7 protein-coding genes, 10 tRNA genes and 2 rRNA genes are annotated in these 15,368 nt (G+C 54.8%); 18 read left to right on the top strand and 1 reads right to left on the bottom strand.

Translation table 11 applies throughout. From position 1 onward, the window contains the following. The 18 genes from H627_RS0111065 to rpoC form a co-directional block, all read left to right on the top strand. A 23S ribosomal RNA gene (locus H627_RS0111065) occupies nucleotides 1–133 on the top strand; the annotation flags it as partial. 101 nt (nucleotides 134–234) lie between these two features. Further along, nucleotides 235–351, top strand: a 5S ribosomal RNA gene (gene rrf / locus H627_RS0111060). Nucleotides 352–356: 5 nt separating this feature from the next. Continuing rightward, a tRNA-Val gene (locus tag H627_RS0111055) sits at nucleotides 357–429 on the top strand. A 2-nt stretch (nucleotides 430–431) separates the two neighbouring features. Beyond that, nucleotides 432–504 (top strand) — tRNA-Lys (locus tag H627_RS0111050). A gap of 11 nt (nucleotides 505–515) precedes the next feature. Beyond that, nucleotides 516–598: transfer RNA gene (locus tag H627_RS0111045), tRNA-Leu, on the top strand. An 11-nt stretch (nucleotides 599–609) separates the two neighbouring features. After that, nucleotides 610–682 (top strand) — tRNA-Thr (locus H627_RS0111040). A 9-nt stretch (nucleotides 683–691) separates the two neighbouring features. Continuing rightward, a tRNA-Gly gene (locus H627_RS0111035) sits at nucleotides 692–763 on the top strand. Between the two features lie 16 nt (nucleotides 764–779). Then, nucleotides 780–865: transfer RNA gene (locus H627_RS0111030), tRNA-Leu, on the top strand. A 27-nt stretch (nucleotides 866–892) separates the two neighbouring features. Further along, a tRNA-Arg gene (locus H627_RS0111025) sits at nucleotides 893–966 on the top strand. 4 nt (nucleotides 967–970) lie between these two features. Then, nucleotides 971–1,044 (top strand) — tRNA-Pro (locus H627_RS0111020). Between the two features lie 22 nt (nucleotides 1,045–1,066). Then, a tRNA-Gly gene (locus H627_RS0111015) sits at nucleotides 1,067–1,138 on the top strand. A gap of 8 nt (nucleotides 1,139–1,146) precedes the next feature. Beyond that, nucleotides 1,147–1,220 (top strand) — tRNA-Pro (locus H627_RS0111010). A 355-nt stretch (nucleotides 1,221–1,575) separates the two neighbouring features. Beyond that, on the top strand, nucleotides 1,576–4,083 hold the full coding sequence (locus H627_RS0111005) for an ATP-dependent Clp protease ATP-binding subunit (protein WP_027829004.1): 2,508 nt from the start codon (nucleotides 1,576–1,578) through the stop codon (nucleotides 4,081–4,083). A 96-nt stretch (nucleotides 4,084–4,179) separates the two neighbouring features. Beyond that, on the top strand, nucleotides 4,180–5,103 hold the full coding sequence (locus tag H627_RS20430; protein WP_027829003.1) for a peptidase U32 family protein: 924 nt from the start codon (nucleotides 4,180–4,182) through the stop codon (nucleotides 5,101–5,103). Then, nucleotides 5,104–6,375, top strand: coding sequence for a peptidase U32 family protein (locus H627_RS20425; protein ID WP_051225371.1), 1,272 nt, complete (start codon nucleotides 5,104–5,106; stop codon nucleotides 6,373–6,375). A gap of 15 nt (nucleotides 6,376–6,390) precedes the next feature. Beyond that, nucleotides 6,391–6,834, top strand: a complete 444-nt coding sequence (locus H627_RS0110990) for a GNAT family N-acetyltransferase (protein ID WP_051225370.1) — start codon at nucleotides 6,391–6,393, stop codon at nucleotides 6,832–6,834. Nucleotides 6,835–7,060: 226 nt separating this feature from the next. Next, nucleotides 7,061–10,684, top strand: coding sequence for a DNA-directed RNA polymerase subunit beta (gene rpoB, locus H627_RS0110985; RefSeq protein WP_027829001.1), 3,624 nt, complete (start codon nucleotides 7,061–7,063; stop codon nucleotides 10,682–10,684). 11 nt (nucleotides 10,685–10,695) lie between these two features. Then, nucleotides 10,696–14,427: a DNA-directed RNA polymerase subunit beta' gene (gene rpoC / locus H627_RS18025; RefSeq protein WP_081674897.1), complete on the top strand. Its 3,732-nt coding sequence runs from the start codon at nucleotides 10,696–10,698 to the stop codon at nucleotides 14,425–14,427. A gap of 290 nt (nucleotides 14,428–14,717) precedes the next feature. On the opposite strand, the gene H627_RS0110975 is transcribed toward rpoC, so the two are convergent. Next, complete coding sequence (locus H627_RS0110975; RefSeq protein WP_162143236.1) at nucleotides 14,718–15,368, bottom strand: prepilin peptidase; 651 nt, start codon at nucleotides 15,366–15,368, stop codon at nucleotides 14,718–14,720.

The raw sequence follows: 15,368 nt of genomic DNA, 5'->3' as shown, positions 1-15,368 counted from the left end.
CCCCTTCGAGATGAGATTTCCCATTCCTTTAAGGAAGTAAGACCCCTGAGAGATGATCAGGTAGATAGGCTGGGAGTAGCAGCCCCGTGAGGGGTGGAGCGGACCAGTACTAATCGGTCGAGGACTTAACCAAGAGCGTACCGGAAGGTACGCACCTCAAAGAGTCACATTGGTGATTCGAAGAAAGACACTTCATGATGTCCAGTTTTGAGAGAACAAACTCTCAAATTTAAGTACAGTGGCGATAGCGAGAAGGAACTACCTGTTCCCATGCCGAACACAGAAGTCAAGCTTCTCAGCGCCGATAGTAGTTGGTGGGAAACTGCCTGCGAGGGTAGGACGCTGCTGTTCTTAATGGAGGCTTAGCTCAGCTGGGAGAGCGTCTGCCTTACAAGCAGAGGGTCACAGGTTCGAGCCCTGTAGCCTCCATTGAGTCGTTAGCTCAGTTGGTAGAGCATCTGACTTTTAATCAGAGGGTCGACAGTTCGAGACTGTCACGACTCATTGACCATGTCGCGGGTATGGCGGAATTGGCAGACGCGCTAGATTTAGGTTCTAGTGTCCTTTGGACGTATGGGTTCAAGTCCCTTTACCCGCATGCGTCAATCTGCCGACTTAGCTCAGTTGGTAGAGCATCTGATTTGTAATCAGAGGGTCGGGCGTTCGAATCGTCTAGTCGGCACTTTAGTTTGCGGAAGTAGTTCAGTGGTAGAACATCACCTTGCCATGGTGGGGGTCGCGAGTTCGAATCTCGTCTTCCGCTTCGTTGTAAAGTTTATGCCGGGGTGGCGGAACTGGCAGACGCACGGGACTTAAAATCCCGCGGTGAGTGATCACCGTACGGGTTCGATTCCCGTCCTCGGCATTACAATGAAGTACACAAATTAAATACGCACCCATAGCGCAACTGGATAGAGTGTCTGACTACGAATCAGAAGGTTGTAGGTTCGACTCCTACTGGGTGCATGTTCGGGAAGTAGCTCAGCTTGGTAGAGCACTACGTTAGGGTCGTAGGGGTCGCAGGTTCGAATCCTGTCTTCCCGATTTGGGTCTGACAATTCAATATGCGGAAGTAGTTCAGTGGTAGAACATCACCTTGCCATGGTGGGGGTCGCGAGTTCGAATCTCGTCTTCCGCTTTTCCTATCGGGAAATAGCTCAGCTTGGTAGAGCACTACGTTCGGGACGTAGGGGTCGCAGGTTCAAATCCTGTTTTCCCGATTACTAATGACAGACCGAAGTCTTTGACTTCGGTCTGTTTTTGGCATATAACAAAGCACAGTCGTTGTTTATTACGGGCCGATCCACCGGACTGGCGCAAAAAGATAGACAACGTTCGCTCCCTTGTTTAGACTAGAAGGTGTATCGAGGATTACCATGAGCCGTTTTCAATGAGAAAACGACGATGAGCCAGCCCACAAAAGAAATGGGCGAAAAGTCCAGAAATTTCCTGGTGGGGTTGCATCTGTCGCCAGCCTATGTATAATGTAATTCACATCGTATTGATAGCGACATCGTGATCCTCTCATTTTTAAGCACCTGAATCACTTTGCGACTACGAAAGGAGCAGAGTCAATTGGACAACTTATTTACGAATAGCTCCCGTAACGTGTTAGCCCTTGCCCAACAGCAAGCCCGCTACTTCCACCACCATGCAGTGGGGACGGAGCACTTGCTGTTGGCACTGGTGCTGGAGACGGACGGAGTGGCCGGCAAAACCTTGCGGCAGCTGACCATCAGTCCGGACGACGTGAAAGAAGAAATTGAACGCTTCACGGGCTTCGGGGCGACTTCTGCTTCTGATCAGCCCGATGAGACAAGTTACTTGCCCTATTCACCAAAGGCGAAGCAGATTCTTTCCTACGCCGGTGACGAGGCAAAGCGCTTAGGCGCCAGCAAGATTGGGACGGAACACATGCTGCTGGGGATTCTCCATGAGGATGACATTCTGGCTGCACGGATTCTGACTAATCTTGGTCTGAGCCTGTCAAAGACGCGTCAAGTATTATTGAAGAAAATGGGTGTCCGGGATACTGGCAGCAAGCGGCCGACGGATCGGCGCAGTGCTGCGGGCAATCCTCAGGGCACGCCGACCTTGGATGGCTTAGCCCGGGATCTGACCCAACTCGCGCGCGAGAACGGAATGGATCCGGTTGTTGGCCGGGAAAAGGAAGTCCGCCGGGTCATTCAGATTCTGTCCCGCCGCACCAAGAACAATCCCGTCCTGGTGGGTGAGCCAGGGGTGGGTAAAACCGCCATCGCTGAAGGCTTGGCCCAACGTATTGTTGACGGCAAGGTTCCTGAGGACATGGCCAACAAGCGCCTGATGATGCTGGATATGGGGTCTTTGGTGGCCGGTACCAAGTATCGGGGCGAGTTTGAAGACCGATTGAAGAAAGTCATTGATGAAATTTACCGGGATGGCAACGTCATTCTCTTCATTGATGAACTGCATACCTTGATCGGCGCCGGTGGTGCCGAAGGGGCGATTGATGCCAGCAATATTTTGAAGCCGGCGCTAGCCCGGGGTGAGCTCCAATTGATCGGGGCCACCACACTGGATGAATATCAGAAGTATATTGAAAAAGATTCCGCGTTGGAGCGGCGGTTTGCCACGGTACAGATCGACGAGCCGACCCCGGAGGAAACCGAACAGATTTTGAAAGGCCTGCGCCCGCGTTATGAGCAGCATCACGGGATCACCATCAGTGATGAGGCCTTGCACGAAGCCGTTGTCCTATCGAATCGCTACATCACGAACCGTTTCCTGCCGGATAAGGCCATCGATCTGGTGGATGAATCTGCCGCGAAGGTCCGCTTGGATTCCGCCGACAAGAAATCCCCGGAGGATAAGCTGCAGGACAAGATTCGCGACCTGATCAGCAAGAAGGAAGCGGCTATTGAGAACCAAGACTTTGAAACGGCCGCCAACTATCGGGAAGACGAAATGAGCTTAAAGTCTCAGCTGGAAGCTACCGAGGCCAAGGACGATACGTCCGGTATTCGGACCGACATCCAAGTCACTGGCGAGGATGTTGCTCAGGTCGTTTCAGAATGGACTGGCGTGCCGCTGACCCAGCTGCAAAAGAGCGAAAGCGAACGGCTGGTGAACCTGGAGAGCATTCTCCACAAACGGGTCGTTGGCCAGGACGAAGCTGTCTCCGCGGTTGCCCGGGCCATTCGCCGGGCCCGCAGCGGTTTGAAGGATCCCAGCCGGCCCATCGGCTCGTTCATGTTCCTCGGCCCCACCGGCGTCGGCAAGACCGAGCTGGCTAAGGCCCTGGCTGAGGCAATGTTCGGCTCTGAGGATAACCTCATTCGGGTCGACATGTCTGAGTACCAGGAACAATACACCACCTCGCGGCTCATCGGTTCGCCTCCGGGTTACGTAGGCTACGACGAGGGCGGTCAATTGACCGAAAAGGTTCGCAACAAGCCGTATTCGGTCGTCCTCTTCGATGAAGTGGAAAAGGCCCATCCAGATGTCTTCAACATTCTGCTGCAAGTCCTGGATGACGGTTATTTGACGGATGCCAAGGGCCGTCGGGTCGATTTCCGCAACACTATTCTGATCATGACCTCCAACCTGGGTGCCACCGCTGTCCGCGACGACAAGTCTGTGGGCTTTGGTGTTCAGGATAAGGGGCAAGATTACAGCGATATGCGGGGCAAGATTCTGGATGCGTTGAAGCAGTTCTTCCGTCCGGAATTCATCAACCGGATCGACGAAGTGGTTGTCTTCCATCCATTGGATAAGGAACAACTGCGCAAGATCGTCCGGATCATGTCCAAGCAAGTTCTGCAGCGGCTTGAGGAACAGGATGTGTCGGTCAAGATGACCACTTCCGCCCTTGATGTCGTCGCGGCTAAGGGCTTCGATCCTGACTACGGCGCTCGGCCGATTCGCCGGGCCCTGCAACGGCAAGTCGAGGACAGCGTCAGCGAGATGCTGCTCAGCGGCGAGATCAAGGCCGGCGATCACATTACGATCGGTGCGCGCAAGGGGAAGATCACCGTCACGGTGAAGCACCCCCACGATCACCAGAAGAAACCGGCTGCTCCGAAAGAAACCGTTAAAGCATAATGCATACCAAGAAGCACCAGACCACCTCTGCGGTTGTCTGGTGCTTCTTTCGTGCTACAATAAAACCATTGCTTTCAATGGAAGGATGGTCACAACGTGGCAGAGATCATAGCGACAACGGAATCCCTGGAACAGGCTCAGCACTTGCTGAATGCTGGGGTGGATTGGCTATATGCCGGGGAGGACGAATTCGGCTTGCGCCTCCCGCACAGTTTTGGCCGGGATGAATTACCGGCCCTGGTCGAGCTGGTGCACCAAGCCGGGAAGAAAATCATGGTGGCGGTCAACGCTATTTTTCATAACGATCGCATCGTTAAAGTAGCCGACTACCTCCAATTTCTCACCGACTTGCACGTGGACATGGTCAGCATCGGCGACCCTGGGGCGATCCATGTGCTGCAAACCAACCGGTTTCCACTACCGTATCTCTATGACGGCGCTGATTTGGTGACCAGTTCCCGCCAGATCAACTTCTGGGGCCGGCATGGGGCGGTGGCGGCGCAAGTCGCACCGGAAGTGCCTTATGGTGAGCTGGTGCCGCTCATGCAGCATGTCGATATTCCGGTGTCCTATCTGGTCTATGGCGCCAGTGTGATTCATCAATCCGGCCGGCCGCTGGTGGATAACTATTTTTCTTTCGTGAAACAGCACCAGGAACGGTCCGACCGTCAGCGCGGTCTGTTCATTTCCGCGCCGCATAAGCCGGAGACCCATTACTCGATCTATGAGGACATCAATGGCACTCATGTCTTTGCCACGAATGATGTGAACCTGATGCCGGCGCTGACCAGGGTCCACGATTTGGGCATCCAGTACTGGAAGCTAGATGGATTGTTCGTGCCCGGCCAGCAGTTTGCCCAAATTGCGGCGGCGTTCGTTCACGCCCGGGATGCGCTGGCCGCGGGGACATGGACGGCAGATCTGGCCGCGGACGGCCAGCACGTGATCGCGGACAACACGCCCGCCAATCGCGCAACGGATACTGGATTCTTTGATATTGATCCAAACGAGGTGCAATAAATGATAAAAAGACCAGAGGTACTTGCCCCAGCCGGGACGTTAGAAAAATTGCAGGTGGCCATTGACTACGGGGCCGACGCGGTCTATATCGGCGGCGACGCCTATGGCTTGCGGACGCGGGCGGGGAATTTCTCCTTCGACCAGATGCGGGCAGGCGTCGAGTACGCCCATGCTCGCCACGCCAAGGTCTATGTGGCGGCCAACATCGTCGCCCACGAGGGCAACTTGCCCGGGGCTGAGGAATTCTTCCAGCATGTGCAGGAAACCGGTGTTGACGCTGTGATCGTTTCCGATCCAGCATTGATCCAGACCTGCGTCTTGGCCGCCCCAGGCTTAGCGATTCATCTATCTACCCAGGCGTCTTCCTGCAACTGGGAAACCTTGAATTTCTGGCAGGATGAGGGCTTGGAACGGGTCGTCTTGGCTCGGGAAGTCGGGATTGAAGAAATCAAAGAAATGCGCCGGCACACGGACATCCAGATCGAAGCCTTCATCCATGGGGCGATGTGCATCGGCTACTCCGGCCGCTGTGTGCTGTCCAATCATATGGGGCTGCGGGATGCCAACCGGGGCGGCTGTGCCCAGAACTGCCGCTGGAAGTACGATATATTTGACATGCCTCAGCTCGGTCAGAAAAACGACCTGACTAGTGTCGGTCCAGACGGGAAGAAAGAAGCCTTCTCCATGAGTGCGGTGGATATGGCCATGATCGACCATATTCCGGACTTGATCGATGCTGGCGTGGATTCATTGAAAATTGAGGGGCGGATGAAGACAGTGCATTACGTCTCGACGGTGGCCAATGTTTATTCCGCGGCAGTGGATGCATACATGCGCGATCCGGCACATTACCATACGGATCCGGCTTGGGTGGATGACCTGTGGAAAGTTGCCCAGCGCGGTATGTCTACTGGCTTTTACTATGGTACCCCGACGGAACAGGATGAGCTTTTCGACGAAGGTCGGGAACGGCCGCAGTACCGCTTCATTGGCGAAGTTCAGGCTTACGATGTAGCCACCCAGACGGTGACGGTTCAGCAGCGGAACAACTTTGGAATCGGCGACCCCATTGAATTTTATGGTCCTGGGTTCACTCACTATGCGATGACGCTGCAGGATTTGTTCGATGAAGACGGCAACGCCATTGATCGCGCACCCCACGCCATGCAGATCGTCACGTTCCATTGTCCGCATCCCGTCCGGCCTGGCGATTTTCTCCGTGGTCAGCGGGTACGCCGGCCGCACCAGCGGAAGGCTGTTCAACATGCGTGAGCAGAAAGGTCGACAATGATGGTCACAGTGCATACAATAAACAATCTAACGCCCAGCCAGCTGAAACGGTTGGGTGAGATCTGGCTGGCCGGTAACCAGCAGGCCCATCACTTCATTCCCAGTGAATATTGGGAGAAGAATCAGGCCGCACTGCTGGCAGCCCTGCCGGATGCCGAAGTGACTGTCGCGGTGGACGACCAAGGCCGGATCCTCGGCTTTGCCGGGATGCAGGGTAATGAGCTGGCTGGGCTCTTCGTGGATCAGGCCAGCCGGCAGCGCGGTGTCGGCACCGCGCTGATCCGCTATCTGCAGCAGCACCATCGGCGTATCACACTGCACGTCTACGTCAAGAATCAGCCCGCCTATCAGTTCTACGCCCAGCAGCAATTTACCACCATTGCCCGGCAGGTGGACGACGCCACCGGTGAAGCAGAATTGACGATGCAGTGGGTGGGTTGACTTTTAGAATTTACGGAGTATACTTGTAAGAGTATATGTCTATGAGTCGGAAAAGCGAGTCGCGATCTATTGTCCGGGACTTGCAAAATAGTGGTCAAAAACAACCAGGTAGCTGGACTGTTTTTGACCTTTATTTTACCCAAAAACCGAACAAACCAGCGATCTTAACAAAGCCTTAACAATTTACGCTGCCGGCTCGGGTCACAACTTATGAGGGGTGAATCATTTGTCAGGTCATTTAGTGAAATATGGTAAACACCGCACCCGCAGAAGTTATGCGCGCATCAAGGAAGTACTGGATCTGCCTAACCTGATCGAAATTCAATCGAATTCTTATCAATGGTTCTTGGACGAAGGCTTGAAGGAAATGTTCGATGACATTATGCCCATCGACGATTTCCAAGGCAAGTTATCCTTGGAGTATCAAGGATACAAGCTGCTGGAACCCAAGTATACGGTAGAAGAAGCACGCCAGCACGATGCCAATTACTCTGCACCGCTGCACGTTACATTACGGCTCACCAACCACGACACCGGGGAAATTAAATCCCAGGATGTCTTCTTCGGTGACTTCCCGTTAATGACCGAGCAGGGGACATTCATCATCAACGGGGCGGAGCGAGTGATCGTTTCCCAGTTGGTGCGTTCTCCCGGCGTTTATTTCAATTCACAAGTCGACAAGAACTCACGGACGACATGGGGCACCACAGTGATCCCCAACCGCGGGGCTTGGCTCGAATACGAGACAGACGCCAAGGATATTGCTTACGTCCGCATCGATCGCACCCGGAAGCTGCCCATCACGGTATTGCTGCGGGCCCTGGGCTTCGGCTCTGATTCCGACATCATCGACATTCTCGGTGATTCTGAATCCCTGATGCTGACGCTGGAAAAGGATATTCACAAGAATACAGAAGATCCGCGGGTCGATGAGGCCTTGAAGGATGTCTATGAACGGTTGCGCCCCGGCGAACCGAAGACAGCCGACAGTTCCCGGTCTTTGCTGTATGCCCGCTTCTTTGATCCCAAGCGCTACGATACAGCAGCCGTTGGCCGGTACAAGTTCAATAAGAAATTAAACCTGAAGACCCGCCTGCTGGACCAAACCCTGGCTGAAACCTTGGCTGATCCGGATACTGGCGAAGTCATTGCCAATAAGGGCGACTTGATCGATCGCAAAGTTATGGCCAAATTGGCGCCTTATCTGGATCGGGATGACTTCAAGACGATCACGTATACGCCCTCTGAAGACGGCGTTGTGACTGATCCGATGGTCCTCCAAATCGTCAAGGTTTATTCCAAGACGGATCCGGAACGGGAAGTTAACATGATCGGCAACGGTCATATTGATCCTAAGACCAAGCACGTGACCCCGGCTGACATTTTCTCCTCTGTCAACTACTTCTTAAATCTGCAAGAAGGCATTGGCACGACGGATGATATCGACCACTTGGGCAACCGGCGGATTCGTTCCGTGGGCGAATTGCTCCAGAACCAGTTCCGTATCGGGTTAGCCCGGATGGAGCGGGTCGTGCGGGAACGGATGTCGATTCAAGACGCTAATACCGTGACCCCCCAGCAATTGATCAACATTCGGCCGGTCGTTGCGGCTGTTAAGGAATTTTTCGGGTCCTCCCAACTGTCCCAGTTCATGGACCAGAACAACCCCCTAGCCGAATTGACCCACAAGCGGCGTTTGTCCGCCCTTGGACCGGGTGGTTTGACCCGGGATCGGGCCGGTTACGAAGTGCGGGATGTCCACTATACGCATTACGGCCGGATGTGTCCCATTGAAACCCCTGAAGGCCCGAACATCGGCTTGATCAACAACCTGGCCACGTATGCCCGGGTGAATAAGTATGGCTTTATCGAAAGCCCATACCGTCGGGTTTCTTGGGAAACCCACAAGGTGACCGATAAGATCGACTACTTGACCGCCGACGAAGAAGATAACTACATCGTTGCCCAGGCCAACTCGGTCTTGAACGATGACGGTTCTTTCCGGGACAAGACGGTTTTGGCCCGGCACAAGGATGACAACATTGAAACCAGCCCGGACAACGTCGACTACATGGACGTTTCACCCAAGCAGGTTGTCTCTGTTGCCTCCGCTTGTATTCCATTCTTGGAAAACGATGACTCCAACCGGGCCCTGATGGGTGCCAACATGCAGCGGCAGGCTGTGCCGCTGATCAATCCCCACGCGCCGTTAGTCGGTACCGGGATGGAATATGTGGCCGCCCATGACTCGGGGACCGCGATGCTGGCTGAACATGCCGGCACGGTCGAATTCGTTGATGCCAAGGAAATCCGGGTCCGCCGCGAAGACGGGGCCCTGGATAAGTACAAATTGACGAAGTTCCGCCGGTCTAATTCTGGTAAGAGCTACAACCAGCGGCCAATCGTCCGCAAGGGCGACAAGATCGACGACCGCGAAGTGATCGCCGATGGGCCGGCCATGGAGAACGGCGAGTTAGCCTTAGGCCAAAACCCGCTGATTGCCTTCATGACTTGGAACATGTACAACTACGAAGACGCGGTTGTCTTGAGCGAACGGCTGGTTAAGGATGATGTCTACACTTCGATCCATATTGAAGAATATGAATCCGAAGCGCGGGACACCAAACTGGGACCGGAAGAAATCACCCGTGAAATTCCCAACGTCGGTGAAGACGCGCTGAAGGACTTGGACGAATTCGGGATCGTCCGGATCGGTGCCGAAGTCCGCGACGGCGATATCTTAGTCGGCAAGGTCACCCCCAAGGGAATGACCGAACTGTCCGCGGAAGATCGCTTGCTCCATGCCATCTTTGGGGAAAAGGCCCGTGAAGTGCGGGATACATCCTTGAAAGTACCCCATGGCGGCGGCGGTATTATCCAAGACGTCAAAATCTTCACCCGGGAGGCCGGCGATGAGCTGTCCCCTGGTGTGAATATGCTGGTGCGGGTTTATATCGCTCAGAAGCGGAAGATCCAAGTCGGCGATAAGATGGCCGGCCGGCATGGTAACAAGGGGACAGTGTCCATCGTTGTTCCTGAAGAAGACATGCCGTACTTGCCTGATGGTACCCCGGTTGACATTCTGTTGAACCCCATGGGTGTGCCGTCCCGGATGAACATTGGTCAGGTGCTGGAATTGCACCTGGGCATGGCCGCTCGGAACTTAGGCATTCATGTGGCCACACCAGTATTCGATGGTGTGCGGGATGAAGATCTGTGGGCAACGGTCAAAGAGGCCGGCATGGCGTCTGACGCCAAGTCCATCCTTTACGATGGCCGTACGGGTGAACCGTTTGATAACCGGATCGCCGTTGGGGTGATGTATTACCTCAAACTGGCCCACATGGTTGATGATAAGATCCATGCCCGTTCCATCGGACCGTACTCCTTAGTGACGCAGCAGCCGCTGGGTGGTAAAGCTCAGTTCGGTGGTCAGCGTTTCGGGGAAATGGAAGTTTGGGCTTTGGAAGCTTACGGGGCAGCTTATACCCTGCAAGAAATCCTGACTTACAAGTCCGATGATGTCGTGGGCCGGGTCAAGACCTATGAAGCCATCGTGAAGGGCGACCCGATTCCTAAGCCGGGGGTACCGGAATCCTTCCGGGTACTGGTTAAGGAATTGCAAGCCCTGGGTCTGGATATGAAGGTCCTGGACAGTCATAAGAACGAAATCGAGCTGCGGGACATGGACGATGACGATGATGACGTACTGAACGTCGATGCACTGTCCAAATATGCTGCGGAGCAGGAAGCTAAGAAGGCCGAAGAGGATGCTGCGAAAGCAACCGCCGCTGCGACTGATGGCAAGAGTGCACCAGCTGCGAAGGATAGTACCAACGACAACAAGTAGGAGGGCACGCATTGATAGACGTCAATAAATTTGAAAGCATGCAAATCGGCTTGGCGTCTCCGGATAAGATCCGTTCGTGGTCTTACGGAGAAGTTAAGAAGCCGGAAACCATCAACTACCGGACGTTGAAGCCCGAGCGCGATGGCTTGTTCGACGAGCGTATTTTCGGTCCGACCAAGGACTGGGAATGTGCCTGCGGCAAGTACAAGCGGATTCGGTATAAGGGCATTGTCTGCGACCGGTGCGGCGTCGAAGTGACCCGCTCCAAGGTTCGCCGGGAACGCATGGGCCATATTGAATTGGCCGCTCCTGTTTCCCACATCTGGTACTTCAAGGGCATCCCTTCTCGGATGGGCTTGGTACTCGACATGTCCCCTCGGGCACTGGAAGAAATCATCTACTTCGCTTCCTACGTCGTCATCGATCCTGGTGATTCTGATCTGGAAAAGAAGCAGTTGCTTACAGAACGGGAATACCGCGAGAAGCGTGAACAATTCGGCGACAGCTTTAACGCCAAGATGGGTGCAGAAGCCGTCAAGGAACTGTTGCGCGATGTTGATTTACAAAAGGAAGTCGTTGAACTTAAGGAAGAGCTCAAGACGGCTTCTGGCCAAAAGCGGACCCGCTCGATCCGCCGGTTGGACATTCTGGATGCCTTCCTGGAATCCGGCAACAAGCCGGAATGGATGGTGATGGATGTCATTCCGGTGATCCCGCCGGATCTGCGGCCGATGGTTCAACTCGAAGGCGGCCGGTTTGCCACCTCTGACTTGAATGATCTGTATCGCCGGGTCATCAACCGTAATAATCGGTTGAAGCGCCTGCTTGACCTGCATGCCCCGAACATTATCGTCCAAAACGAAAAGCGGATGCTCCAAGAAGCCGTTGACGCGCTGATTGATAATGGCCGGCGCGGTCGGCCAGTGACTGGTCCGGGTAACCGTCCGCTCAAGTCCCTGTCCCATATGCTGAAGGGTAAGCAAGGCCGGTTCCGGCAGAACTTGCTGGGCAAGCGGGTTGACTACTCTGGCCGGTCCGTTATCGATGTCGGCCCGACACTGAAGTTCTATCAGTGCGGGGTACCCCGGGAAATGGCCCTGGAATTATTCAAGCCCTATGTCATGCGGGAACTGGTCAAGCGCAACTTGGCCTCCAACATCAAGAACGCCAAGCGCCAAATCGAACGGCAAAACGACGACGTCTGGGACGTCCTCGAAGATGTGATCAAGGAGCGGCCGGTTCTGTTGAACCGGGCCCCGACATTGCACCGTTTGGGGATCCAAGCCTTTGAGCCGGTACTGGTTGATGGTAAATCCATTCGTCTCCATCCCCTTGCTTGTGAAGCTTACAACGCCGACTTCGATGGGGATCAGATGGCGATCCACGTACCGCTGTCTGATGAAGCCCAAGCTGAAGCGCGGATGCTGATGATGGCTGCCCACCATATTCTGGCGCCTAAGGATGGCAAGCCCATCGTTACGCCGTCTCAGGACGTCGTATTGGGGAACTACTACCTGACGCTGGAAGATAAGGGCCGCCGCGGTGAAGGGATGATCTTCAAGGATACGAATGAAGCCGTCATGGCTTATCGTACCGGCAAGGTTCACTACCACACTCGGGTTGGGTTAGCGATTGACGGTTTGAAGCAGAAGCCGTTCACGGACGCCCAGCGCCACCAGATTCTGGTGACCAGCATCGGCAAGATTCTCTTCAACGAGATTCTGCCCGATGACTTCCCTTATTTGAACGAGCCGACGACTGAGAACCTGACCAACGGGGTACCCGATAAGTACTTCCTGAAGGCGGGGCAAGATATCCATGATTATTTGGATAACGCAGAATTGATTCAGCCGTTTAAGAAGGGCTACCTGAGCGATATCATTGCCCAAGTATTCAAGATCTATAAGGTACAACGGACCAGCGAATTGCTGGATGACATGAAGACTTTGGGTTACACCATCTCCACGTTGTCCGGGATCACAGTCGGGATCGCCGATGTACCGGAATTGGCTGATAAGCAGGAAATCGTTGACGATGCCCACAAAAAGGTAGCGACGGTTTCCAAGCAGTTCCGGCGGGGCTTGATTACCGACGAGGAACGCCATAACCGGATCATCAGCATCTGGAATGAAGCCAAGGACACCATTCAACAACGCTTGATCGATAGTTTCGATCCGGCGAACCCCATCTCCATGATGAGTGATTCCGGTGCCCGGGGTAACATTTCTAACTTCACTCAGCTGGCTGGGATGCGGGGCCTGATGGCCGCGCCGAACGGCGGGATGATGGAAGTCCCGGTTACCTCGAACTTCCGTGAAGGCTTGTCCGTCATGGAAATGTTCATGTCCACTCACGGTGCCCGGAAGGGTATGACCGATACGGCCTTGAAGACCGCCAACTCCGGGTATTTGACCCGGCGGCTGGTCGACGTGGCCCAAGACGTCATTGTCCGTGAAGAGGACTGTGGTACGGATCGCGGTGTGAAGGTTTCGGCCATTCGTGAAGGTAACGAAATGATTGAACCGCTCCACGACCGGATCTTCGGCCGGTTCACGATGAAGGCGGTCATGGATCCTAAGACGGGCGAAGTCATCGCCCCGAAGAATACCCTGATCGACGAAGACCTGGCTGAAAAGATCATTGACGCTGGTGTTGAAAGTGTCACGATTCGTTCCGTCTTCACCTGCAACACGCAGCATGGTGTCTGCCGTCGCTGCTATGGCCGGAACTTGGCTACTGGTGAAGAAGTCGAAGTCGGCGAAGCAGTCGGTACAGTTGCTGCACAGTCCATCGGCGAACCTGGTACCCAGCTGACCATGCGGAACTTCCATACCGGCGGTGTTGCCGGCGGCGAAGATATTACCCAAGGGCTTCCCCGTGTACAAGAAATTGTTGAAGCGCGGAATCCTAAAGGTCTGTCGGTCATTACTGAAGTCACTGGTGAGATCACGGCCATTGATGAGAATCCGGCTGAACATACCCGGGAGATCACCGTGGAAGGGAAGACCGATACCCGGACTTACAGTGTGCCTTACGCGTCCAGTGTCACGGTCAAAGAAGGCGACCACGTCCATCGTGGTGACAAGCTGACCGTTGGTTCGATCGACCCGAAGGAACTGATCAAGGTCCGCGATGCGCTGACTACCGAGAACTACCTGCTGGATGAAGTCCAGAAGGTATACCGGATGCAGGGTGTGGATATCAGCGATAAGCATATCGAAGTCATGATTCGCCAGATGCTCCAGAAGGTGCGGGTCATGGATCCGGGCGACACCGACATTCTGCCGGGTACCTTGCTCGATATCGCTGATTTCGGCGAACAGAACCGGCAAACCCTGATCAAGGGGAGTATCCCCGCCACTGCGCGGCCGGTACTGCTCGGGATCACCAAGGCTGCCCTGGAGACCAACAGCTTCTTGTCTGCTGCGTCCTTCCAGGAAACGACTCGGGTATTGACCGACGCATCGATCCGGGGCAAGAACGACCCGTTGATCGGGTTGAAGGAGAACGTCATCATCGGGAAGATCATTCCGGCTGGTACCGGGATGGCGAAGTACCGCGAGATGGAACCGAAGACTGTCGGCGAGAAGCCGGAGAGTGTTTATTCCATTTCCGATATCGAGGCGCAGATGAAGCGTCAGTCGGCCAGTGATGGTACGGCTGCCGATGGCACTGCACCGGACGATGATCCGTCGATTTCGGCGACGAAGACGGCGACGAAGCCTAAGGATTCGGATAAGTAATAGTTTTTTGGGAGAAAGCACGTCATCGTAAATTGGTGACGTGCTTTTTTCGTCCGTCTAGCACCGCCGTGCCAATGCTCCGCAAGCTGCGGCGGATGGGGCTGGCGAAGCGCAGCAAGTGCGAAGCCGCAGGCGTAGCTAGCCATGACGGCGTTTTGAGCCCGCTTCGCGGTCTCAAAATCGCCTAACAACATCGGCGGCAAAGCCGCCGTGTTGTTCCCATGGCTGAGCCCCATCCGCCTCCGCTTGCTACGCATTGGCACTAGATAGCCTGCTAAATTTACCATCTGTTAGCGACTGATCAGTACTAGCAAGGAGATAAACAGGACCGGTAAAAAAGGCAGTGGCTGGTGCTGGTTGCCCCGCCGTAGCAGAATCAAGACAATCCCCAAACCGCTGGCGACGAGTAGCCAGAGCAGCACTGGGGTTAGGCCGAAAAGCAGGGCGGCGAGGGTGATGACTTCCCAATCACCGTCACCAAGTTTGTGGTAGTACACGGGTAAGATACCAGCAGCGAAGATGAGAGCGGCGGGCAGCCAGTGGAGGGTTTGCCAGGCGCAGGCTAAACAGACCGTGGCGCCGATCCAGAACCAGCCGTCGGTGAAGCTGTACCGGTAGAGATCACTGGCGGCAAGGATGCTGAGCAGCACTGCGAAGGTAATGACGCTGGGCGGTTGGCGGATGACTAGACTGCCGCCCACCAGGCCCGCAATTTCGCCGTACCACCCCAGCGGATCAATTGCTGTTCGGCATTGCCGGCAGCGGCCGCGCAGGATCAAGAAACTGAGTACCGGAATATTATCGTAGCCCGCGATCGGGCCGCGGCAGGCTGGGCAGAACGACCGAGCCGGCTGCGGCCCGTTTTGCGTACTGCGCCATGCTTGGCATAAGAGAAAAGACGCCCAACACGCTCCCGTTAAACCGCCAAAGATCATCATCAT

Source organism: Schleiferilactobacillus harbinensis DSM 16991 (assembly GCF_000425885.1).
Lineage (GTDB): Bacteria > Bacillota > Bacilli > Lactobacillales > Lactobacillaceae > Schleiferilactobacillus > Schleiferilactobacillus harbinensis.
Note: the sequence above shows the minus strand (reverse complement) of the source record. Positions and strands in the feature narration are given on the sequence as shown.